The following is a 23,853-nucleotide window of genomic DNA, read 5'->3' as shown; positions in this document are numbered from 1 at the left end:
ATACTGATGGCGCAGAACCGCTGGCTGTGCAGGCTCATCGCAAAGCCATTTACGGCTGGCGGCGCTGTCATTTACGGCAAATCGCAAAGCCATTTACGGCTGGCGGCATTAGTGTTATATTCATTTTCCGCTGCCGCTGCTGCCTCCGGGCGAAATATTATTATCCGCGCCGTCCTTTCAGATACTCATATCCGAAGCGACATCTCAGGCAGTCCTTTCTGTCGCAATATTCGTTTTTCAGTTGGATAAGTCCCTGCGAGTCACCAGCATTATCTACAGGCAGTCCCACCTCGCGCCACATTCGCGTGATGTGATTGTTCTCGGCGCCAAGCTGTTCGAGGAAGTCGAAGGCCCTGTCGCACAGCCGTTCGTCGCCCTTATAGCGTCCGTAGGCGAAGAGCATCGGCACTACTGTATTGATAAGCAGGAGGTTAAGCGATGCTTCCGAGAGATTTTTGGCACTCTTTGCCCCCGCGTTGCCAAACGAATAGTGAGTCTCCCAGTATGGCGTGACATGCGTTTTCATCAGTTCGCGAGCCTTCTTCAGTGTGTCGCATTCGGTGAGTGCCGCCAAGCTTGTCTTCCTGTTGAAGTACAAATTCACTAATTGTGATATGCGGATATGCGGAAAATTCTGCGGTCGCAGTCTGAGAAAGCGCCACAGTCCGGCGTCAATGGGTTTCAGCGAGAACTTATGTGCCAGATAGCCGTATTCGTTTCTGAGTCGCGCAAAATATCCTTCGGCAAGTGCATCCTTACGGTATCGCTCCGGCACCGTGGCTATATCGAGCAGTCCTGCCTGCCCCATGAACATCGCCTCAACCTGGAAGATGTCGTCGCGGTGGTGCGCCACATCGTTGAGGGGTATGTCCTCGCCCCACGCTTCGAAGGCCGCGCCGTTGATGCCGAACCCATAGTTGCGAGCCAACGTCACGAAGTAAGCCTGTTCCCACGACCCGTTGCATCGCCGCGCCCGCTCGGCTATTTTCTCCGTTTTCTGTTCGAGGCGCTCTGTTTGCAGTGCGCTCATCCACGAGTGGACGGTCAGTCGCGAGAGGTTGGGGATGACTTTGTAGCACGGCGGATAGCTGTCGGTGGTGAGCAGCTCATGGTAGTGGCTGGCGACAGTCTCCGGAACGTCGAGTTGCATCTGCGGGAGTGTCATACCGTTCGACGTCCGCACATCCGTATCGACGATGCCGGCGACGTGCAGGACCACGTTGTCGTAGTGAGGATCGTGGTCGTGACCGTGCAGAAACCAGTCCGACGACTTGTCGTGAATCTCCACGTTGCCCACCCACAACGTACCGTCTATCTTCACCTTAGCGTTGAAGAAGTCGGGTCCCGCGTTGCTGTTGTGCAGCCCGGGATCGACGACTTCCACCTCCCGTCCGTCGGTGGTTCGCAGTCCGTCGAGTGGAAACATCTTGTGTTTCCATACGTAATGCAATAGCTGTTCCATCCTTTTGAGTACTATAATAGTGCAAAACTACATAAAATTTCCGTAATATATAAGTAAAAGAAAGAAAAAAAAACTACCTTTGCATTGTTTTAAATTGGATTAAAAGACTACTTATATGAAAATTGCTCTTATCGGCTACGGTAAGATGGGGCACATGATTGAGCAGATTGCCCTTGCGCGTGGCCATGAAATCGTATGCAAAATTGACGTCGACAACCAGGAAGACTTCGACTCACCGGCCTTTGCTAACGCCGATGTAGCTATCGAATTCACCAATCCTACGGCCGCTTACTCCAACTACCTTCGTGCCTTCAAGCACAACGTCAAGGTTGTCAGCGGGTCGACGGGCTGGATGAAGGACCACAAGGCCGACGTGGAGGCCCTGACGAAGGACGGGAAGCAGACCCTCTTCTGGGCCAGCAACTTCTCCATCGGTGTGGCTATCTTCTCGGCTGTCAACCGCTATCTGGCCAAGATTATGAACCAGTTTCCTCAGTACGACGTCGATATGGAGGAGACGCACCATATCCACAAGCTCGACGCACCGTCGGGGACAGCCATCACCCTTGCCGAGGAGATTGTCGAGAACGTAGACCGCAAGTCGACATGGAAGAAGGGCACGACACGCTGGGACGACGGTCACGTCGACGGTTCCGACGACCACAATGCCGACGAGCTGCTCATCCGCAGCGTCCGCCACGACGAGGTGCCGGGCATCCACAGTATCCGCTACGACAGCGATGCCGACGAAATAACCATCACCCACAACGCCCACTCGCGCAAGGGATTTGCCCTCGGTGCCGTTCTCGCCGCTGAATTCACCCAGAACCACACCGGACTGCTCACGACGAGCGACCTGTTCAAATTTTAGTTCTCTTAGGAGTGGCCTTCCACAGTGACGGGCTCTCTCCGCAAAATCGTAATAACCCTTCCTGAAAAAATGATTGATAAGGAAAAAGAAAAGCTGAACCCGCGCAAGCAGTGGATGAAGTTCAGCGTCGTAATAATTCTCTATGCGCTCTTCATAGCATGGGTAGGACCGCGCAGTATCGTTGGATGGATACTGACAATCATCGGTGCCCTGTTCTTCTTCGATGTCTACATAACGAAGAAGATACACTGGAGCTGGTGGAAAGACGGATCAGCCGTCACCCGCACGGTGATGAGCTGGGTCGACGCCATCGTCTTCGCCCTTGTCGCCGTTTACTTCATCAACCTCTTCTGCTTCCAGAATTTCGTCATTCCTTCGAGCTCGTTGGAGAAGAGCCTGCTCACCGGCGACTATCTTGCCGTGAGCAAGGTGAGCTATGGTCCGCGCATTCCCGAGACCCCGCTGACGATGCCTCTCACCCAGCACACGCTCCCGCTGTTCGGCTGCAAGAGCTATATTCCCTGGCCACACTGGGACTACCGCCGCATGAAAGGCTTGGGACAGGTGGAGCTCAACGATATTGTGGTGTTCAACTTCCCCGACGGCGACACCATCATGACCGCCGACCAGTACCAGGCTCAGGACTACTACAGCATTGTATATCAGAACGGTACGGCCCTCATGGCGCAGCAGAACCCTAACATCGACCTCTCGAAGATGAACGCTGAGCAACAGCGCGACTTCTACGCCAAGGCCTATGCCCTCGGCCGTCAGTACGTCATCAACAACCCCCAGACCTTCGGTCCGCTCGACAACCGGCCCGTCGACCGCGAGGAGAACTACGTCAAGCGCTGCGTGGGTCTGCCCGGTCAGACTCTCCAGATACGCAACCGCATCGTCTATCTCGACGGAAAGGCCAATAAGGAGCCCGACAACGTGCAGTACACATACTTCATAAAGTTTGCCAACGGCATCACCGCCACCGACCTCATCGGCGACAACTACGATGCCCTCCGCAAGGAGCTGGGTATCAGCGAGGAGGACGTGCAGTGCCTCGGACAGCTCCACGGCTACTGCGTCGAGAGCGGCAGCGTGCTCAACAGCGCCGTCCTGAACCGCTATGACGGCTACATGCCCCTGACGAAGAACGCCGCTCAGCAGCTGCTCAAGCGCCACATCGTCACGGCAGAGCAGATAGTCACCGACAAGGACATCTACACAGGACCCGTCTACCCGCTCAACGGCTACTACGGATGGACCCGCGACAACTACGGACCGGTATGGATTCCTAAGCGCGGACAGTCGATAAAGCTCACCCTTGAGAACCTTCCCATATACGAGCGCTGCATAACGGCCTACGAGGGTAACGACCTGAAAGTCAGAGGCCGCAACATCTACATCAACGGGAAACTCACCGACCATTACACTTTCAAGATGGACTACTACTGGATGATGGGCGACAACCGTCACAACTCGCTCGACTCACGCTACTGGGGCTTCGTTCCCGAGGACCACATCGTCGGCAAGCCACTGTTCATCTGGTGGAGTTCCGACCCCGACAGGCACGGCTTTGGAGGCATTCGCTGGAGCCGGCTCTTCAAGTGGGTGGGAAACATCAAGTAAGGCTACTCATAAAAAGAATCCTCTCCGCCCGCCGGGGAGGATTTTTTTATTCTCAAAAACCAACAATACGACAACTATGAACGAACAGAACCCCACCGACCACTGTGCGCCCACGGCCTCCGCCACCCCCGAACAGGCCTCAGGCACCCGTGCCCTGCTGTCGACAGCCTACTTCGGACCCGTGCAGTGGTATCAGAAGCTGAACCGCTACGACACATGCCTCATAGAGCGCTGCGACAACTTCGTGAAGCAAACCTACCGCAACCGCTGCGTCATAGCCACGGCCTCAGGCCAGCAGAAACTCACCGTACCCGTGGAGGGAACAGCCGGAGAGGGCGGAAAGATCCTCGAACGCGACGTCCGCATCAGCGACCACGGCAACTGGCGCCACATCCACTGGAACGCCATAGCCTCGGCCTACGGCGAGAGCCCGTTCTTCGAGTTCTACGCCGACGACCTCCGCCCGTTCTTCGAGAAGCGGTGGACCTACCTCTTCGACTTCAACTGGGACATAACGCTGAAGATGTGCGAGCTTCTCGACATCCATCCTCACATCGTTCCGACAACGGAGTACGCCGCCGAGGCCGACAACGACTACCGCGACGTCATCCGCCCCAAGCACCCCGGCGACGACCCTATGTTCCAACCAGAACCCTACTATCAGGTATTCCGACAAAAAAAGCAAGCCTTCGTGCCCAATCTAAGCATCCTCGACTTGCTGTTCAACGAAGGCAACGAGGCTGTGCTCTATCTCTGAGCACAGCCTCGTTTTCGTTATATCAATTTGAATTTCAGTTATTTGTCGCCGGCGGGCCTCATCCTTGCAGCCAACTGAATGACTGACGGGATGGCGATGCAGAGCGAAAAGCCGATACCCATATACATCATCTTATTGTCGCCGTGGAAGAGGTCGATGAGCTTACCGTCGTTCATCTGCGGCATGATATTGTACATCACGTAGGCCACCGTGTTGTTGACCCAGTGGAAAGCCACCGTCGGCACGATGCTCTTCGTGCGGTAGTACATCCATCCGAGAATAAGACCGATGATGAAAGCGTGCAGTCCCTGGGCCAGGTTTCCGTGCATGGCACCGAATATCAACGCCGAGACGGCTATGGCAACCCAGTGCCACCGCTCACCGAAGATGCTGAGCAGACGCCGCAAGATGGCTCCGCGGAACACCATCTCCTCAGCCACCGGAACGAGCAGCCCGATGGCGGCATAGCCCCACGGCTGCTTCATCACCCCGTCGAAGAGCTGCGTCAGGCTCTCGGGCATCGTCAGCGCTATGCGCTCGTAGACCCACTCCAACGGGAGCACCGAGCCTAAGGCCAGGAACACTACCCAGCAGACCACGCCCCACGGCTTTGACCGCAGGTAGGAGCGCGACACCGGAGCCCACTTCAGCGCACCGTAGAGGGCTATGGTGAGCAGACTGCTGAAGACTACCGTCACGGTGAGCAGTTCACTATAGCGGCCCATGGCCATGGCCTTCGTCACACTGTCCACACTCATTCCGTGGCCGAAAGCGTAGATGGCAGCACCTGCGGCCTCAGTTATAAACTGCAGCAGAAAGAATACTGCCGCGAAGAGAACGACATATAATATGTCTCTTATTAAATCATTCTTCATTATCCGTTTCCTTATTAAACTGTTCCTCTACAATCTTTGCATCCTTCCTCATCTGAGCCTGGAGAGCCTCGGCGCTGTCGAACTTATGCTCGTCGCGAATCCTGTGGGTGAACGCCACGAGGAGCGTCTGGCCGTAAATATCACCGGAGAAGTCGAAGATGTAGGCCTCTACCGACACCCGTCCGTTGTCGAAGGTGGGCCGTGTACCGATGTTCATCATTGCCCTCCGGAACTCCATCGAGTTCTTCAGTCTCACCCTCACGGCATAAACGCCCCGCGCAGGTACTAATTGCGGCGAGTCAGTCATGTCGATATTGGCTGTGGGGAAGCCTAAGCGGCGACCCTCCTGCCGTCCGGCCACCACCTTTCCGACGATGGTATAGTCGTAGCCCAGGCACTTGTTGGCCACCTCGAGCTCACCGCCCTCAATCATCCGGCGGATATACGACGAGCTCACATTGACGCCATCGAGGGTGAAAGCCTGGCTCCGCAGCACCTCTATGCCTATCTCGCGGCCAATCCTCACGTAGTCGTCGAAGCCCTCGCGGCGGTCGTGGCCGAAGCGGTTGTCGTAGCCGATAATCAGCGTCCTGACGTTCAGTCGCCCTAAGAGAATCTTCTCCATGAACTCGCGCGCCGACAGTGAGGCCATGGACTCGTCGAAGTGCAGCACCACGGCGTTGTCGATGCCCGTCCGCGAGAGCAGGATGAGCTTCTCGTCGAGGGTGGAGAGCAGCTTAGGCTGGTAGTCCTGGGCCAGCACCTGCCGCGGATGACGGTCGAAGGTTATCACTGCCGACTCCATACCTCTGCGCCTGGCCTCAGCCGTCACCTGACTGATGAGGTACTGATGACCGCGGTGCACACCATCGAAGAAACCTATCGTGGCCACCTTTGGGCCACCGGCGACGGTCTTGTCGTCGAGGAATATCTTATTCATAATCTGACAATTAGACTGCAAAGTTATAAGTTTATGAAGATATTAAAGGTAATTGTCCGGCACTTTTATATTTTTTTAGGATGGTTTCGTAAAACGTATTATCTTTGCGAAAAATATTAACAGCATTGCAATACATACCGTTTGGCGTTCCAAAACGGGCCGTTTCGCACGCTAAAACGGTCCGTTTTAGACGACAAAAAGGGCCGTTTCAGAATGCGAAACGGCCCCTTTTTCTATCTTGTTGAGTATCAAGTGATTAGCGAGACGAAATTATTCACCCGTCAAAGCGAAATATTTTTACAATAGAACTTGCCCTTTTGCTCTTCCGTGGGGTGGCTATAGGACGCTATGGGACACTCCCCTGCCCCATCATTTCCATCTCCGGCTGCTGGCAGAAAGGTATCTCGCTGAATGAAATAGAGTTGGAGGAGAACGGCCGGAACTACAGAATAATTTTCGTGCGACGGCCGCGGCAGAATGAAGAAAGATAAAGATGAAAACCAAAAAATATTTGGTTATGTATCAGACAAATATTAAATTTGCACATAGAAACCAGCAACTAACTAACTTCAAGCCAAAGTGCGATGAACGGAAATAAAGGAAGAATCAAGGGAATATGCCTGGCACGGCTGCTCTTTTTGCTGCTTGTAGTCATTCCAGGACGGGCATGGGGCCAGCTGCCAATGGCGCTCACGCGCGGCACATTCCTTACGTCGAACATAAATACCGACCAGGGATTGTCGAGTGCGAGGGCATATTCGGTTCTCGAAGGGGCCGACGGTGCGATATGGATTGGCACGAAGCACGGTGTCGACCGGTACAACGGGCTGTCGGTGAAGAACTATCTGCTGCCCGGACTGCAACACTTCAGCGATGCCAGCGGAGTGGTCATAAAGCTCTGCAAGGACACCCGCGGAGCAATAATCGCCTACGACAACAAAGGCCACATATACGAGTACAGTGCTGTTTTCGACATGTTCGTCGCCCGTCATAATCTCATCACGACATTGGGTGGATCTATGGTCGTCAACGAGGTGTGCGCCGCGGCCGACAACACCCTATGGGTGGTCCTCGACCGGGGGGTATGCCACATCGACAAAACGGGGCGGCCGACACTGCTACTGAAGGGCCATTACGCTGAGCACGTGGCCAATGTGGGTGGCGGAATGCTCGTCGGGGCAGTCGACGGGGTGTTCGTGGTCGGAGGCAACAAAGTGCGAAAGGTGGCCGACGTGAGGAATGTGCTCTGCTCCTACGACGACACGATGCGCCACATACTGCTCTTGGGAAACTTCCACGACGGTATTGTCACCCTCGACGACCGCACGTTCAGGCCCGTAAAGAACGAAGCTTTGCGGCAGATACCGATGATGCCGGTGCGCGACATCCTCGGCTGGGACTCCAACACCCTATTCTTGGGCATCGACGGGGCCGGTGTCTACAGTTTCAGCTGGCAGGGCGGTGCTCCAGAGGAGATGCTCAACACCGACGGGAGACCCACGGCGAGCATCCAGGGCAATGGTGTCTACGACCTGCTGCGCGACCACTGGGGCAACCTCTGGGTGGCAAGCTATTCCGGAGGCGTCGACCTCGCCGTTCCGCTCGGCCACGCCTTCACCTTCGTCAAGCACGAATATCTCAACGGGCAGAGCCTCATCAACAACAGCGTCAACTACATCGTCCAAGACCATGAGGGCCGGTTGTGGTACGCTACCGACCGCGGTGTAAGCATCTACGACGGACACAGCGGACGGGGATGGACGCACGCACTATATAATAAGGTAGTGCTGAGTCTGACGGAATATCACGGCCGCATGCTCGCATCAACTTATGGCGACGGCGTTTTCAGTGTCGGCGCCGACGGCAGCAGTACGCTCGAATATGCCATGGAGAAGGGAAATCTGAAGACAAACTACGTCTACTGTCTGCTCACCGACCACAACGGCGACCTGTGGATAGGCTGTCTCGACGCTCCACTGACGCGCATCACGGCCAACGGACGGCAGGAATATCCCATAAAGGAGGTGCAGTGCATGCTCGAATCGCCCGACGGCAGCTGCGTGGTCGTCGGAACGAGCAACGGCTGCTACCGCATCGACATGGTATCAGGACGTGTCGGCAGATTCTTCAGCCCCGATGAGTTCAAGGGTGTCGACTACAACTACTTCGTTAACGCCATGAGTTTCGACGGCAACGGAAAGCTATGGATAGGCACCGACGGGGGCGGCATCTACAGTTACGACTTGCGGAGGGGAACCGTGAGCAACATGTCGACGGCCAACGGACTGCCATCCAACGTGGTATCGTCGCTCGTCTACGACGGCCGCCACAACCTCTGGATGGGTACCGACAGGGGGCTGGCTTGCTTGAAAGGTGGCATTATCACGAACATAAATTACATGAAGGGTCTCGAATGCGAATACAAGCGGTTGGCGGCAACGGCCACCGCTGACGGTCGTCTCGTGTTCGGAAGCAGTCAGGGAGCGGTAATCATCGATCCGAGTCAGACTGTAGGTATAGTCTATCAGGCCCCGTTACGAATCACGGGAATAACCGTTGAGGGTGTCGACGAGGACAGCCTGTGGCACAAGGAACTCTATAATATGCTGAAAAAGAGCGACATACGATTGAGCCACGACCGGAATACCATCACTGTGCACTTCGAAAGCATCAACTACCGCTATCAGAACGACATCCAATACCAGTGTCTGCTCGAGGGATTCGACAAGCAGTGGAGTCCGTTCAGGCGCCAGCAGGAGGTCAGATATGCCAATCTTCCGCCCGGAAACTACAAGCTTCACCTGCGCAGTGCAAGCATGAGCAGCCGGAGAATTCTCGGTTCTGCCACACTGGAAATAACCATCGCGGAGCCCTGGTGGAACACTATATGGGCGTGGTTGGTGTACACGGCGTTCGTCGTATGGCTCGTTTACATGGGATGGCACTACTACCGCAACCGGCTGCAGCAGCGCTATGACCAGGAGAAGATAAACTTCTTCGTCAACACGGCACACAATATCCGCACTCCGCTGACGCTCGTCTTGGGGCCGCTGAAAGACATTGCAGCCGACAAAGGGCTCAGCCAGCGCAGCCGACAGTTCCTCGGTATGGCCATAAAGAATGGAAACAGACTCATGGAGATAATCTCGCAACTGCTTGATTTCCAGAAGGCAAGTGTGGCAAAACACGATTTCCACCCGCAGCTCCTCAACGCCGCCGATTATGTCAGGGCCATGGCCGACAGGTTTATGCTTGCTGCCGCCGACAACGGAATAACGTTAAGCATCGACGTTCCGGACAAGGAGCTGTCGTTCATCTCCGATAATACAATCCTCGACCTGATATTCGAGAATCTCATTTCGAATGCCATAAAGTACACACCAGCAGGAGGTTCCATCACACTGAGGGCTCATGTGGGCACAAGACACGTGTACTTCGATGTGGCTGATACAGGCAAAGGCATTCCGAAAGAGGAGCGAGGAAAGCTCTTCACAGCCTTTTACAGGGCGACGAACGCCGGAAAGGGCAAGGGCTACGGACTCGGACTGAATATCACCCGCGACCTCGCGACGCGCCTCGGCGGTAAGCTGACGTGGACGAGCGAGGAGGGCAAGGGCAGCACTTTCACGCTCTCACTGCCACTGCCGGAGCACCAGCAATGGCACGAGGCGGCTGACGACAGCAAGAAAGGTGACACCATACTCTTCGTCGACGACAACAGCGACCTGCGGCAGTACATGAGAATGGCCTTCGGAAGGAGCTACAACGTCGTGACGGTGGCCGATGGTGAGGCTGCCCTCGACTATCTGAGCAAGAACGAATGCGACATCGTGGTTTCGGATATTATGATGCCGGGAATCCAAGGCGACGAACTGTGTAGGCGAATAAAGGAAAACAAAGAAACGTCATGGCTGCCGGTAATCCTCCTGACGGCCAAAGGAACAAAGGATTTCATGATTGAAGGACTGCAAAAAGGTGCCGACGACTATATTGCAAAGCCTTTCGACACCGAGCTCTTGGAGTCGAAGATAGCGTCGATACTGGCTAACAGGCGTCGGCTGAGCAAGTATTACATGCAGAAGAGTCTGATGATGGCCCAGAATACCAGTGATGATAATGGTGGCAAAGGCACTACAGAAGGCACCTTAGGACAGTCGGCTGACAATGGAAAGGCTGTGGACGATGGCCAGAACGCCACCGACAGCATTCCTGCCGACATCACACTGAACCCCGCAGACCAGGAGTTTGTCGACCGTGCGACGACCATTGTCATCACGAATCTCAGTAACACGGAGTTCAACATCGACCGGCTGTGCCGCGAAATGGCCATGAGCCGCACACTGTTCTACGGCAGGCTGAAGATGCTCACGGGTCTCTCGCCCCACGATTTTATTCTCCGCATAAGGATGGAACGCGCCGCGGCACTGCTCAAGGACGGTCAGCCGGTGCTCAATGTCTCCATAAAAACGGGATTTGTCAACTCGAAATATTTCAGTACCGTGTTCAAGAAGTATTTTGGAGTGGTACCGAGCAAGTATCACGAATAACGACATGATATTGAAAAACGGTACCGAGAAGATATCAATAAAAAGAAAGCTATTGGAAGGCGGTACCCGGCGGGTACCATAAGCAAGTATAGGACGCAAAAAGGCGGACTCCAAACGGAGCCAGCCTTTTTGCGTTTTCATCGGCTTTTTCCATGTGCCTGGTTTCAGCAATAGGCAACAATGAACCATAAATTCCAGGAGAAACAAGGCTCTTTCTATCCAAGATATTCGGCGAGAGTGTCGTGGCAAGGCTTGCTGAGATATTGTTTTGTCAGAATACAAACCCATAATTGTCAGCTATCAAACCCGCTAAAGAGCTTTCAGTCATTACCTTTGCAGCCAAACTTAACTAACAACTATGAATATAAAAAACTTTCTTTGCGGCGGACTCACGCCGTTGTTATCTTTTCTTTTCTACTGTAATGCGGTATGCGCGCAAGACTATGAACTGGTGTGGAGCGACGAGTTCGACACCAACAGCCTCGGCATTAACTGGAATGTGGAGACTACCGACGCTCCGTACAACAACGAGTTGCAAGCTTATACGGCACGGCCGGAGAATGTGACCGTGGCCGACGGCAACCTCATTCTGACTGCGCGCCGGGAGAGTCAGGGCGGGAAGAAATTCACATCGGGACGTGTCAACACCAAGCACAGAGTGGCGTTCACGCACGGAAAGATCGAAGCACGCATCAAACTGCCACAGTTGGCCAACGGACTATGGCCCGCTTTCTGGATGATGGGCAACGACTTCGACGAGGTGGACTGGCCGAAATGCGGTGAAATCGACATTTCGGAGATGGGAATGAAGGAGGCTATAGCCAACGGAACAACATCAAGGACTGTGGCCGGAACAATACACTGGGGCGAAAATGCAGGCTCCCATCAGCAGTATTCGGGCGGTAACGTGACCATAGACCACGACCTCACCGGCGACTATCACATCTTCACCGCCGTGTGGGACGACGACTATCTGAGGTTCTATGTCGACAATTCTACAGAGCCTTACTTCACGAAGATGATAAAAAAAGGATTCGGAAGCGGCGACTATTTCCACAAGCCGTTCTTCATAATCCTAAATATGGCTGTCGGTGGCGACTACACCGGCATCTTCCAACCCGACGCCGTGACAGCCCTGCCGGCCGATGGCAGTGAGGCGAAAATGTATGTCGACTACGTTCGTATCTACCAGAAGAAAGGCCAGAACAACGTCACCACGGGTATCAACGACCTGCAACTATCAGATCAAAACTCAACCAATAACTTACAGAACGTGACAGGAGCCTTGTATAATATGGCCGGACAGCGCGTCAGCTCCGACTACCGCGGTATGGTCATCGGACAAGGCAGGAAACTCATAAGAAACATCTAAAATTTAATCAATCTGACATGAAACAATTAAACCGAAACGCTACACGGATCGTTTGCATGTGCCTCCTGACTATGACACCTGGCATTGCAACGCGGCTGGCCGTCCCGACGATGGCACAAGCCGTCTCCAACCAGACTGAAACGGTAACGGGAAAAGTCACCGATGGCAGCGAGCCCATTATAGGAGCAAGCGTCATGGTGAAAGGAACAAAGGGGGCTGGTGCCGTCACCGACCTCGACGGTAACTTCGAACTGAATGTACGACCCGGAACACTTATTGAGGTGAGCTACGTGGGCTATAAGTCGCAGGTGCTGAAAGCAAGAAAAGGCATGACCATCGTGCTCAAAGAGGATGAAAAATCGCTTGATGAAGTTGTCGTCACGGCCTTGGGCATCAAGCGCGACCGTAAGGCTTTGGGCTATGGTGTCGGCGAGGTGAAAGGCGACGAGCTGAAGAAAGCCAAGGAAACCAACGTCATCAACTCGCTGGCCGGAAAGGTAGCCGGACTCGTTGTCAGCCAGACGGCAGGAGGAGCAAGCGGAAGTACACGTGTGGTACTCCGCGGAAACACAGAGATGACGGGAAACAACCAACCGCTCTACGTCGTCGACGGGGTGCCATTGGACAACACCAACTTTGGCAGCGCAGGCACTAACGGAGGCTTCGACCTCGGCGACGGCATCTCAAGCATCAACCCCGACGATATCGAGTCGATGTCGGTGCTGAAGGGTCCGGCTGCATCGGCTCTCTATGGTAGCCGCGCCAGCCATGGCGTAATCCTCATCACGACAAAGAAAGCGGCTAAAGACAAGATGAGCGTGGAGTACAACGGTTCGCTGACCTTCGATACTCAGCTCGCAAAATGGAACAATACTCAGAAGGTGTACGGTATGGGCAGCAACGGAAAATACAGCATTGATGCCGTATCAAACACCAATAAGAGCTGGGGACCAAAGGCCGACGGAACAAACATGCTGAAATATTTCGACGGAGTGGAGAGACCTTATCTCATCATTCCCGACAATGTTTCCGACTTCTTCCGCACAGGTTTGACAGCCTCGAACACCGCTGTTGTGGGAATGAATAATGGCAAGACGGGTGTGAGATTTACTTTCACCGACATGCGGAACAAGGATATCGTACCAAAAACTCACATGAGCCGCGACATCTTCAACCTGCGTGCCAACACCACAATGGGAAAAGTCGACTTCGACTTCAGTGCCAACTACACACGCGAGTACGTCAAGAACCGTCCGGCCCTCGGCGACAGTAAGTCGAATGTAGGTAAAAACCTCATGACGCTCGCCACAACATACAACCAGGCATGGCTCCGTACATATCAGGATGAGGATGGAAACTACTCGAACTGGAACGGCATGGACCCATACAATGTCAACCCATACTGGGACCTGTACAAGAATTTCAACAACTCAAGCAAGGACCTTCTGCGCATGACAGGCAAGGCCGTATGGAACGTCACCAAGCACTTCCGCTTGCAGGCAACTCTCGGCGGCGACCTCAACTGGTTCACCTTCAACGATTTCAAGGCTCCTACAACACCGGGATTTGAGGCCGGACGACTCCAGATAAGCAACTTCCGCAACAGAATGTACAATTTCGAGCTCCTCGCTCTATACAACAATACATGGGGAAAATTCGACTTCAACGCTACCGCCGGTGGCAATATCTACAGGGTTAACAACCAGACAACGGTGACAACAGCTCAGGACATGCAGATACGCGACGTGGTCACGCTGATGAGTTTCAACGAGACGAGCATTGAGCCTTCAAGCTATCGCAAGCGAATAAACTCGTTGTTCGGCTCGGCAAGCATCGGATGGAATCACCTCCTCTACCTCGATGCCACACTCCGTGGCGACCAGAGTTCTACGCTGCCGACAAGCAACAATGTCTACGTCTACCCGTCGTTCTCGGGCTCGTTCGTATTCTCAGAGTTGCTGAAGGCCAATCGTATTCTGCCTTACGGCAAACTGCGTATGTCGTGGGCACAGGTAGGTAGCGACACCGATCCTTATCAGCTCGGACTCGTATACACCAAGTCGAAATATACCTATCCGGGATATACCATAGGATACATCAACAACAATGTCATCCCGAACAAGGACCTCAAGCCTACAAAGACAAATTCGTTCGAAATCGGTCTGGAGACAAAGTTCCTCAACAATCGCCTCGGCCTTGATGTGACCTACTACACTCAGAAGAGTAAGAACCAGATCATGAGTATGGCCACCTCGTGGACATCAGGTTATAACTACCGCCTCATCAATGCCGGCGAGATCGACAACAGAGGTGTGGAGATCACCCTTAACACGCGACCCGTGCAGACAAAGGATTTCGCATGGGACCTGAACTTCAACTTCTCTAAGAACAGCAATAAGGTCGTTAGGCTTGTCGACGGTATGGACATGTTCGAACTTGAGAAAGCATCATGGCTCGACGTACAGGTTGCCGCAAAGGTCGGCGAGAACTTCGGTTCCATCGTTGGACCAGACTTCAAGCGCAACGACGCAGGACAGGTGCTCATCGACCCGTCGACCGGTCTGCCGGAGTATGACAAGAGCAACCACGTATTGGGCAATGCCTCTTGGGACTGGACTGGAGGTGTGACCACAACGCTAAGCTATAAGAACCTCTCACTCAACGCCATCTTCGATGTCAAGGTCGGAGCCGACCTCTACTCTATGTCGGAGCGCGCTGCCTACGAGAGTGGCAAGGCCAAGGCCACACTGCAAGGCCGCGACGAGTGGTATCGTTCCGAAGAGCAGCGCGAGGCCGCCGGAGTGGCAAAGGGAATGAGCAACTGGACACCAACAGGAGGATTCGTTGCGCCGGGAGTCATCGACAACGGCGACGGCACATACCGTCCTAACGACATAAAGATAAATCCTGAGGACTACTGGATGAGCGTATGCCGCAACGCTCCGTCAATGTTCATCTACGACAACTCGTACATCAAGTGCCGTGAGCTCACACTCACCTATCAGGTGCCGACAGCATGGCTCCACAACTGGGTAAAGGCGCTGAGCGTGTCGTTCGTGGCGAGAAACCCGTTCATCGTCTGGAAGAATATCCCGGATATCGATCCTGACTCAAACTATAACAACACCACAGGTATGGGACTGGAGTACGGCTCGCTGCCATCGCGCAAGAGCTATGGATTCAATGTCAATATTAAGTTCTAATCCTTATTTTACGACTTCAAACAACATTCATCATGAAGAAGATTCATCAATATATTGGTATTGCCGTCGTGGCATTAGCCTCGCTCACTGCAGCATCGTGCAGCAGCGACGACACCATGACCGACATCAATACCGATCCGTCGAAGGCAGCTACCATGGACCCCAACGCCCAGCTAACCACAGCTGAGCTACAGACATACGGCGACCTCGGCATGGTAGAGATCTACCGCAACTATCACTACGCGTTCGACCAGCAGCTGATGGGCTGTTGGAACACAACCAACTACGGCGGCCACCACACCATAGACAATAACGAGATGAGCCGCGTCTGGACATCACTCTACCCCACGGCCGTAAAAAATATTGTCGACGCCATAGCCCATGCCGACAGCAAGCCTAACCTCAAGGCTGTGGCCAGCGTCTACCGTGTATATCTCATGTCGCTAATCACCGATATCTACGGCGACTGCCCTTACACAGAGGCCGGACTCGGCTTCATCAAAGGCATATCCAATGCCAAATACGACGAGCAGAAGGACATCTATTACGACTTCTTCAACCAGCTCGACAGTGCCGACCGCGAACTCAACGCCGCCAACGATAAAGTAACCGGCGACGTTATCTACAACGGCGACGTGGCAAAATGGAAGAAGCTCGCCAACTCGCTGCGCCTACGCTATGCCATGCGCATATCCAATGTGGAGCCCGACAAAGCCCGTCAGGAATTCGAGAAGGCTCTCATCGCTGACGGAGGAATCATCGAGAGTGCCGACGACGACGCATATATTCATTATATGACTACGTCGATGAGCTTCGGACAGGAATCGTATTCCGACTACCGCGGAAACCGTCTGTCACAGTTGCTCTTCGGTAACGACCCGGCAAACAACCCAAGCTACATCTGCTCGACATTCTTCAACAAGCTCAAGGACACCGGCGACCCGCGCACCTACCGCATCTGCCGGTTCTACTACGATGGTCTGATGAGTGCCACAGGTCCTGACAACCGTATCGACCTCACCGACGAGATGATCAGCCAGCATCAGAAGATGGAGCCTTGTGACCCGGGTGCCTACTCGTGGGACGCATGGCCCACAGGCTACACCAGCGACCTGCTCACCGAGATGGCGAAGACGAACTCAAAGATCAATCCGTCGCTGGCTCGTGAGGTGCGCCCGAAACTGGCCAACAACTTCCTCAAGACCGATAATCCCGGAATAATCATGACATCGGCCGAGGTCGACTTCCTATTGGCCGAGGCCACACTGAAGGGATGGAATGTAGGCCGTGGCTCCGTCGACGACCTCTACTGGCAGGGTGTGCGCAAGGCCATGGACCTCCTTTCCGACCGCTACGACTGTAAGCCCGTCAGCGATGAGGAATTCAATACCTATAAGGCCAACAACAGCATCGGCCACACCAATGACCAGAAAGATGAGGCCATAAACACACAGGCGTGGATACTCCACTTCACTAACCCCGCAGAGTGCTGGGCCAACGTGCGGCGGTCGGGATATCCCAAGCTGCTCTCGCCCGATGCCTATGGATGGGGCTCTATGCTCACCGGTGGTAAGGACATCCCCGTACGCCTCTGCTATCCCGTACTGGAGTCATCGTACAACAAGGCAAACTACGACGAGGCACTCGGTCGCATGGGAGGTAAAAACGATTGGCATACACCGCTATGGTGGGACCAAAAGCAATAAGTTAATCATCAACAAGCAATCATAATGAAAAAGATATTTTCTTTCATCCTGCTGGCTTTGACATTTATGGCGCCGGTACTTACCTCATGCAGCAACGACGATCCGCTGTCAACGGCCAGCGCCGACGACGACCCGCGCATCATCGACCCCGTATTCCCAGACCGTGTGAACGGACAGTTAGCCACTTTCGCCACACTGAACCGCGACAATAAGCTGAGCATGACACTCACCGTGACACCGGCCGACTACACCACATGCACGTGGTTCCTCGATGGTGTGCAGGTGAACGAAGGTAAGGCAATAGAACAGCAGTTAGAGGCGGGCACATACGACCTGAAGATTGTGGCCACGACAACAGCCGGAAAGTCGACAAGCCGCGAAGGACTCGTGGTGGTAAAACCTCTCGACGGCGACCCCACAACAACCACTAAGAGTTTTGAGCGAATTATCGCTCCGGGAACCGTGGCTACACTCTATGGCCGTAACCTCGACGGTGTGAAGGCCTTGTCAATTGGCGGACAAACCGTTAACGACATCGAGATAGAGAACACCGACGACGGACAGTTGCTGCAATATCTCGTGCCCGACGGTCTCGCCGACGGCACCTACCGCGTATCGCTCATCACTGCCGACGGACAGAGCTATGGTGCCGACAAGGTGACCGTTTCCAGTCAGCCGCTCGTCACCACCGGAGCCGGCCGTGCCAACGCCAATGCCGAGTGGACGCTCAAAGGCATCAACCTCGACAAGGTGGCATCGGTAACCGTTGGCGGAACCACCGTCACTAACTTCACCAAGCAGACTGCCGGCGAACTGACGCTCGTCTGCCCGGCTCTTGCCGAAGGCGAATACACCGTAACCGGAAAGACACGCGACGGCAAGAATCTCACCTTCTACAGTGGCGACAGCATCGCCACAAGTCTGACAGTGACCATATCGTCGGAGCAGACACTCTGGGAAGGCCATCACTATGTGTCATGGGATAAGCCCGACGGCGACCCCAACAAGACCTTTAACCTCATCGGCAAGGACGTATTTGCAAAGTTGAAGGCCGGAACAATATTGAAGGTCTACTACTCAGTGGAACCATCTGACACCTACCATCAGATGCAAATCATGACTGCATGGTGGACACTGCTGCCGGGAAGCCAGAAGATGGATATTACCGGCGAAGGAGCCTACACCTACACTCTGCAGCAGGACGCTCTCGACCTCATACAACAACAGGACGGATTCCTTGTCGGCGGACATGGATTCTATGTCGACAGAGTAACAGTACAATAACTACTTATCGTCAACACTCTCTTTTTGCCTGCCGTAGCCTTTCATGGTTTCGGCAGGCTTTTTTAATAGTATGGCGTTATCTCTATCATACTTACAGCCCGAAAACAATATCGAAATATCTTTACACCATTCCAAAACAGACCATTTCGGCTTCCCAAACGGACCGTTTCAGCTTGCGAAACGGGCCGTTTTGCGTCCTAAAACAGACCATTTTAGAACGCAATATGGCATGTATTAGCAACCCACTGATAATCAACGTTATACAAAGACGACACAACAGACGAAATAATATGAATTATCTTAACAACTTGCTGTCGGTATTCTCTTGTTGCTCCATGGCCATACTAAATAATACTGACAAATGAAAAAAAACACAGCATCTACACCATGGCATACTATAAGCATCTGTCGGAGGCAACAAATGCAACCATCAGGCCATATCAGTCAAAATTTAAATGAAAGAGCCGTATACTTTCCGTTTTTTCAATAACATTTTCTTAATTCTTTTCAAAAAACTCCTTAAAATTCTTTTTTACTCCCATCTTTTTTATTACCTTTGCACCACGAATTGAAAAATTCACTGGACTTGTAGCTCAGTTGGTTAGAGCAACAGACTCATAATCTGGAGGTCATAGGTTCAAGCCCTATCTGGTCCACACTGAAAATCAGCAACTTAAGACGATTCTTAGGTTGCTGGTTTTCTTTTAGGGAAAACAATGGAAAAACACATCTTCCTTGATACGTCCCTGATATTTCGTTTATCTTGACACCAAAATCGGGCGGGAAAACAAACGGGAAAACAGATCAGAGAATATCATATAGTCAACACGTTGTTTCTACTGAACATGTTCATAAAGTCAGCAAAAACTGCGGAGAGTTGATGCTAAGACAATACAAAAACTGCGGAAGGTTGATATTAAGACAATTCAAAAACTGCGGAAATTCGATATTTTATTATAATAAAAACTGCGGAAATTCAATATTTAGCTGGAAAAATTTGTGTATCTTATTAATTATTAGTAACTTTGCCAAAAATAGGAATACGAGCTATGGCAGAAACGCTTTTTAAGAGAAAGATCTACGACAAGATGCTTGCTTGGAAGAAAAATTCGGCAGGTGGAACGGCTCTGTTGATAGAAGGTCCACGCCGTGTAGGTAAATCTACTATTGCAAGGACATTCGCAGAAGAGGAGTATAGAAGTCACGTAATCATTGACTTTGCGAAAGCTTCTTCAGAAGAGATAAATCTCTTCAACGACATCTCCGATCTTAATATGTTCTTCACCCGCCTCATGCTTCTCGAGGGTGTATCGCTCTACGAACGGCAATCCGTGATTATATTCGATGAAGTACAAGAGCACCCCAAGGCCCGTCAAGCAATCAAGTATCTTGTTGAAGATGGACGGTATGACTATATTGAGACGGGATCGCTCATCAGCATTCATCGCAATGTCGACAACATCGTCATTCCGAGTGAAGAAGAACCGGTCAGTATGTATCCTATGGACTACGAGGAGTTTAAGTGGGTGCTTGGAGACACTGCAACCATCCCTTTGCTCAGACAGATGCTCGAAAAGCGACAATCTTTGGGCGACGCAGTGAACAGAAAGCTGATGCGGGACTATCGCCTTTATATGTTAGTGGGAGGCATGCCTCAAGCCGTTGACAAATATATCAAGACCCACGATCTCAGTGCAGTTGACAGGGTCAAGAGAGGGATAATCCGCATCTATGAACAGGATTTCCATAAGTTGGACAAGACAGATAAAGCCAAGGCTTTATTCAAGGCAATACCTGCGGAACTTCATAAGAATGCATCTCGCTTTCAAACGACAACGATTATAGGTAAGATTAGCAGCAACACAAGTCGGGGCTTAGTGGAGATGATAGAAGACAGCAAGACTGTGAATGTAGCCTACCATGCTGACGACCCCAATGTGGGTATGGAACTTTCAACCAACAAGTCATCGTTCAAAATGTACGTTTGTGATACAGGTCTTTTCGTGACACTGGCTTTTTGGGATAAAGATTTCACTGAGAATATCATCTATCAGAAGCTCTTAAATGACAAACTCGATACGAATCTCGGTTACGTTTATGAAAATGCAGTAGCACAGGCTATAGCATCTTCAGGAAACAAGCTATTCTATTATACATGGCTTGATAAGAACAACCATCTTTATGAGATCGATTTCTTACTTTCCCGGGGCTTCAAGCTATGTCCTGTAGAGGTAAAATCTTCGGGTTACTCTACCCATGCTTCGCTTGATGAATTCTGCCAGAAATACTCCGAAAGGGTCAGCAATCGCTACCTTATCTATACCAAGGATCTCCGGAAAGATGGCAACACACTGCTGATACCTATTTATATGGCAGGACTGATATAAGCGCACTATAATTATTCTATGATGGATGATGGGGCGTTCAAACACCAATCGCCGGATGAGATTGCATCAGAGGCAGATATTCAAGTAATGCTGGTCTTGATGATTCATAATTTGTGGACCTAGATTCAAGCCCTAGCTGGTTCACTCTGAAAATCAGCAACTTAAGACAATTCTTAGGTTACTGATTTTCTTTTAGGGAAAACAATAGGAACCGAAGGTCGCTGTTCGCGCAACGAAACCGTTGATGCAACCGCGGCAACAGTTAAGTACATAAGAAAGAGCCTGCCACGGTTAATACCGCTGCAGGCTCATTCTTATGCATTGATACGAAGATGTTACTTGACAACGACCTTCTTGCCGTTTACAATGTAAACGCCTTGAGTGGGCTTATTCACCTTGCGACCTTGCAAGTCATAGATCTTCACTGATGAAGGATCTACGGTGATACCATTGATACCTGTATCAGTAGAGACGGTAACCGTTGATTCACTGTCGGCAGGGTAATACTCCTTCTCATCGGCAGTGGCAAGCACGACGCGCTCCATCTTAAGTGTATAATCACCTTCTGCTGCATCTTTCTCAGCCTTCAACTTGATATTGACAACTGGACCATTAACTCCATCAACATCAGTATTGGAAAGTGAGAATACAATTACACGGAAGCGGTTACCCCTGATAAGATTCGAAGTCAGAGAATGGTCTACACACCTTGAAGTAACTAAAGAAGCAGAATAGCGAACTTTTCCGCTTTGGTTTACGGTGCTATCTACAGTGATACCCTTTGGAAGAAGAATATCGAACTGGAAGCTACAATACTTGCCACTGTTGTCAAGGTTGACTGGCAAGGTAGCTGTCTCTCCCGGAGCAACTGTTATATTACCGCAATACATCTTGTCGTTTGTAGTAACCTCATTGGCTGCTGCCAAGATATTCTTCTTAGCCGATGCAGGCGTCTTTACCTCAGCGAGAACATTAACGATAGCATTCACATCAGACACATTGATAATACCATTGTTGTTCATATCTGCCGCAGCAAAACAGAAGTTCTCTGACGGTTTCTCCGCAATATAGTTCACTGTACTGTTCACATCTGCAAGCGAAACTTTTCCGTCACTGTTAGCATCACCCATTATAACATCGTTAACATGGATAACGCCAGTAGCATCTTGACAGTAATATTCCTTTTCTGAAGCATCTGCTAAAACGATGTTGCGGATACTGATATTGTAATCGCCTTTCGCAACATCCCCAATTGTAATAGGAATATTGACAAGAGCACCACTCTTTCCTGAGAAATTATCATTAGCTATTGAGAAAGCAATGACACGAATGGCACCAGTACTTACCTTATTCGAGGTGATAGAGTGTGTATCTTCCTGTCTCCCTGCAAACTGGATATCGTATTTACCCTTGCTGTTCGTGGCGATATCCATACCGTCCGGCAGATAGACATCGAACTGGAAGCTGCATACAGGATCCTCGTTGTTCAGATAGACCGGATACATGATGGTCTTGTTCTTTAGCGTGGTCGTATCTTTAAGCACAATCGTATCGTTAACCGGGGCATAGACTGTAACGATTGCTGAATCGGACAAGTTCGAACCATCCGTTGACGTTGCAATAATCGTTGCCTTACCATTACCGACGCCTCTCACAACGCCATCCTTAACAGTAGCTATACTCGTATCTGAAGAAGACCATGCGATAGTCTTGTTCGTTGCATCGTCCGGCTTAACCGTTGCTTTCAACGTAGCAATCTGACCTTTCTTCAGCGTAAGCGTCTTCTGATCCAAGGTAACACTCGTAACAAGACCGTAAACCGTCATGTCAAGCGTAGGCCATGCCTTACCTTCATCAATCTTCCACACACGGCTGAAAGACCAGCCAAGCTTCTCATAGGTTGCTTTCGACTTCAACTCATCCTCCGTCTTGGCATAGCCATCAAGGATGTTATCCGTCACTTTCTTAGGCACGCCATTGACCGAAAGAATCATCGTACTAAGTGCATAGTTGTTTTCTCCCGGCTGTGCAGCTCCATTCTTGAAACCGCCAAGCACACGGATGCTCCAACCACTCTTGTCTGTGACATTCACCTGCGGGTTGCCAGCCACGAGATTGTTGACAGTAGCCTTAGCACCATCATTGTAGCCTACAGCACCGGCACCGTAGAACTCGCTATTCACATTGCCCTTGCTATAGCTGTTGCTAACCTTTCCATAGTTGTAAGCCACAAGACCAGCAGCATAGAGCGTAGAGGTTGCATCGGCGGTTGAATAGCAATTCTCTACAGAGGCACTATCTATATTCTGACCGATAAGGCCACCACCATATGAATTTTTGCCTGTCAGCGTAACAGCTCCACTTGCAAAAGATGAGCTGACAGCCGAATTATTCTTTCCTACTAATGCTCCGGCAATAGTACTATCGCCTTTAGCAGTGATTTTTGAACTTGCCTGAGACTTGGTGATCTCTCCACCTTGAATCTCACCAACAATTCCACCTAAGATAGCATTCGTAGTATCTGACTTCAATGTGCCGTCAAACTTCGAACTGCTTATCTTCAGATTATCAGCTACACCTACAATGCCACCGCATCTCTTAGAACCATTGACGGTTCCCGATGCAGTAACATTATCAATGATACCATTAGCAAAGTGACCGATCACGATACCTGTACGATCGCCACCTTTGACTTCTTTGCCTTCGGCCACCTTGACATTAACCCAAGTTTGACGCTCTAATGTTTTTTTTCAGAATTTTTTCCAGTGTTTATAGGGGTTTGCGTGGTCAAACTGCTCAAAATCGCAATGTAGAACACAGCAATGT

At 51.6% G+C, this 23,853-nt stretch carries 13 protein-coding genes and 1 tRNA gene; 10 read left to right on the top strand and 4 right to left on the bottom strand.

Annotation, left to right across the window (positions count from 1 at the left end):
- Positions 1 to 160: 160 nt before the first annotated feature.
- Complete coding sequence (locus LDN30_RS01500) at positions 161 to 1,462, bottom strand: DUF2851 family protein (RefSeq protein WP_223926822.1); 1,302 nt, start codon at positions 1,460 to 1,462, stop codon at positions 161 to 163.
- Positions 1,463 to 1,577: 115 nt separating this feature from the next.
- Between LDN30_RS01500 and dapB the strand changes: the two genes are divergently transcribed.
- From dapB to LDN30_RS01485, 3 genes are all read left to right on the top strand, one after another.
- Positions 1,578 to 2,333 carry a 4-hydroxy-tetrahydrodipicolinate reductase gene (gene dapB / locus LDN30_RS01495; RefSeq protein ID WP_223926821.1) on the top strand — a complete coding sequence of 252 codons (756 nt, stop codon included), beginning with the start codon at positions 1,578 to 1,580 and terminating at the stop codon, positions 2,331 to 2,333.
- A gap of 69 nt (positions 2,334 to 2,402) precedes the next feature.
- A complete protein-coding gene (gene lepB, locus LDN30_RS01490; RefSeq protein WP_223926820.1) occupies positions 2,403 to 3,956 on the top strand; it encodes a signal peptidase I in 1,554 nt (517 codons plus the stop codon).
- A gap of 76 nt (positions 3,957 to 4,032) precedes the next feature.
- The gene (locus LDN30_RS01485; RefSeq protein ID WP_223926819.1) at positions 4,033 to 4,713 is read left to right on the top strand and encodes a WbqC family protein; all 681 of its coding nucleotides are present in this window, start codon (positions 4,033 to 4,035) and stop codon (positions 4,711 to 4,713) included.
- 38 nt (positions 4,714 to 4,751) lie between these two features.
- Here the strand turns inward: LDN30_RS01485 and LDN30_RS01480 are convergent, their stop codons facing one another.
- Together LDN30_RS01480 and LDN30_RS01475 are read right to left on the bottom strand one after the other, a co-directional pair.
- Positions 4,752 to 5,588 (bottom strand): CPBP family intramembrane glutamic endopeptidase, encoded by an 837-nt coding sequence (locus LDN30_RS01480; protein WP_223926818.1) that lies wholly within the window; start codon positions 5,586 to 5,588, stop codon positions 4,752 to 4,754.
- Complete coding sequence (locus LDN30_RS01475) at positions 5,578 to 6,528, bottom strand: bifunctional riboflavin kinase/FAD synthetase (protein ID WP_223926817.1); 951 nt, start codon at positions 6,526 to 6,528, stop codon at positions 5,578 to 5,580. The genes LDN30_RS01480 and LDN30_RS01475 overlap by 11 nt, the downstream gene beginning before the upstream one ends.
- A 584-nt stretch (positions 6,529 to 7,112) precedes the next feature.
- Here LDN30_RS01475 and LDN30_RS01470 point away from each other — a divergent pair.
- The 7 genes from LDN30_RS01470 to LDN30_RS01440 all read left to right on the top strand — a co-directional run bounded on the left by LDN30_RS01470 (position 7,113) and on the right by LDN30_RS01440 (position 21,027).
- A complete protein-coding gene (locus LDN30_RS01470; protein ID WP_223926816.1) occupies positions 7,113 to 11,075 on the top strand; it encodes a hybrid sensor histidine kinase/response regulator transcription factor in 3,963 nt (1,320 codons plus the stop codon).
- Positions 11,076 to 11,433: 358 nt separating this feature from the next.
- Positions 11,434 to 12,447, top strand: coding sequence for a glycoside hydrolase family 16 protein (locus tag LDN30_RS01465; protein WP_223926815.1), 1,014 nt, complete (start codon positions 11,434 to 11,436; stop codon positions 12,445 to 12,447).
- 110 nt (positions 12,448 to 12,557) lie between these two features.
- Positions 12,558 to 15,650, top strand: coding sequence for a SusC/RagA family TonB-linked outer membrane protein (locus tag LDN30_RS01460; protein ID WP_373316523.1), 3,093 nt, complete (start codon positions 12,558 to 12,560; stop codon positions 15,648 to 15,650).
- A 32-nt stretch (positions 15,651 to 15,682) separates the two neighbouring features.
- On the top strand, positions 15,683 to 17,356 hold the full coding sequence (locus LDN30_RS01455) for a SusD/RagB family nutrient-binding outer membrane lipoprotein (RefSeq protein ID WP_223928528.1): 1,674 nt from the start codon (positions 15,683 to 15,685) through the stop codon (positions 17,354 to 17,356).
- 24 nt (positions 17,357 to 17,380) lie between these two features.
- Entirely contained in the window at positions 17,381 to 18,640 is a 1,260-nt protein-coding gene (locus tag LDN30_RS01450; protein WP_223928527.1) for a hypothetical protein, read from the top strand.
- A gap of 582 nt (positions 18,641 to 19,222) precedes the next feature.
- Positions 19,223 to 19,296 (top strand) — tRNA-Ile (locus tag LDN30_RS01445).
- Between the two features lie 393 nt (positions 19,297 to 19,689).
- On the top strand, positions 19,690 to 21,027 hold the full coding sequence (locus LDN30_RS01440) for an ATP-binding protein (RefSeq protein WP_223928526.1): 1,338 nt from the start codon (positions 19,690 to 19,692) through the stop codon (positions 21,025 to 21,027).
- Positions 21,028 to 21,362: 335 nt separating this feature from the next.
- On the opposite strand, the gene LDN30_RS01435 is transcribed toward LDN30_RS01440, so the two are convergent.
- A complete protein-coding gene (locus LDN30_RS01435; protein WP_223928525.1) occupies positions 21,363 to 23,738 on the bottom strand; it encodes an Ig-like domain-containing protein in 2,376 nt (791 codons plus the stop codon).
- Between the last annotated feature and the right edge of the window lie 115 nt (positions 23,739 to 23,853).

The sequence above is a fragment of the Prevotella lacticifex genome, assembly GCF_019973375.1.
Classification (GTDB): Bacteria; Bacteroidota; Bacteroidia; order Bacteroidales; family Bacteroidaceae; genus Prevotella; species Prevotella lacticifex.
This window is presented reverse-complemented; position numbering and strand designations above follow the sequence as displayed.

Excerpts from the sequence above, each read along its gene's own strand:
- lepB (WP_223926820.1), top strand. The coding sequence starts at position 2,403 with ATGATTGATAAGGAAAAAGAAAAGCTGAACCCGCGCAAGCAGTGGATG.
- LDN30_RS01475 (WP_223926817.1), bottom strand. The coding sequence starts at position 6,528 with ATGAATAAGATATTCCTCGACGACAAGACCGTCGCCGGTGGCCCAAAG.
- LDN30_RS01480 (WP_223926818.1), bottom strand. The coding sequence starts at position 5,588 with ATGAAGAATGATTTAATAAGAGACATATTATATGTCGTTCTCTTCGCG.
- dapB (WP_223926821.1), top strand. The coding sequence starts at position 1,578 with ATGAAAATTGCTCTTATCGGCTACGGTAAGATGGGGCACATGATTGAG.
- LDN30_RS01465 (WP_223926815.1), top strand. The coding sequence starts at position 11,434 with ATGAATATAAAAAACTTTCTTTGCGGCGGACTCACGCCGTTGTTATCT.
- LDN30_RS01485 (WP_223926819.1), top strand. The coding sequence starts at position 4,033 with ATGAACGAACAGAACCCCACCGACCACTGTGCGCCCACGGCCTCCGCC.
- LDN30_RS01450 (WP_223928527.1), top strand. The coding sequence starts at position 17,381 with ATGAAAAAGATATTTTCTTTCATCCTGCTGGCTTTGACATTTATGGCG.
- LDN30_RS01440 (WP_223928526.1), top strand. The coding sequence starts at position 19,690 with ATGGCAGAAACGCTTTTTAAGAGAAAGATCTACGACAAGATGCTTGCT.
- LDN30_RS01460 (WP_373316523.1), top strand. The coding sequence starts at position 12,558 with ATGGCACAAGCCGTCTCCAACCAGACTGAAACGGTAACGGGAAAAGTC.
- LDN30_RS01470 (WP_223926816.1), top strand. The coding sequence starts at position 7,113 with ATGAACGGAAATAAAGGAAGAATCAAGGGAATATGCCTGGCACGGCTG.
- LDN30_RS01455 (WP_223928528.1), top strand. The coding sequence starts at position 15,683 with ATGAAGAAGATTCATCAATATATTGGTATTGCCGTCGTGGCATTAGCC.
- LDN30_RS01500 (WP_223926822.1), bottom strand. The coding sequence starts at position 1,462 with ATGGAACAGCTATTGCATTACGTATGGAAACACAAGATGTTTCCACTC.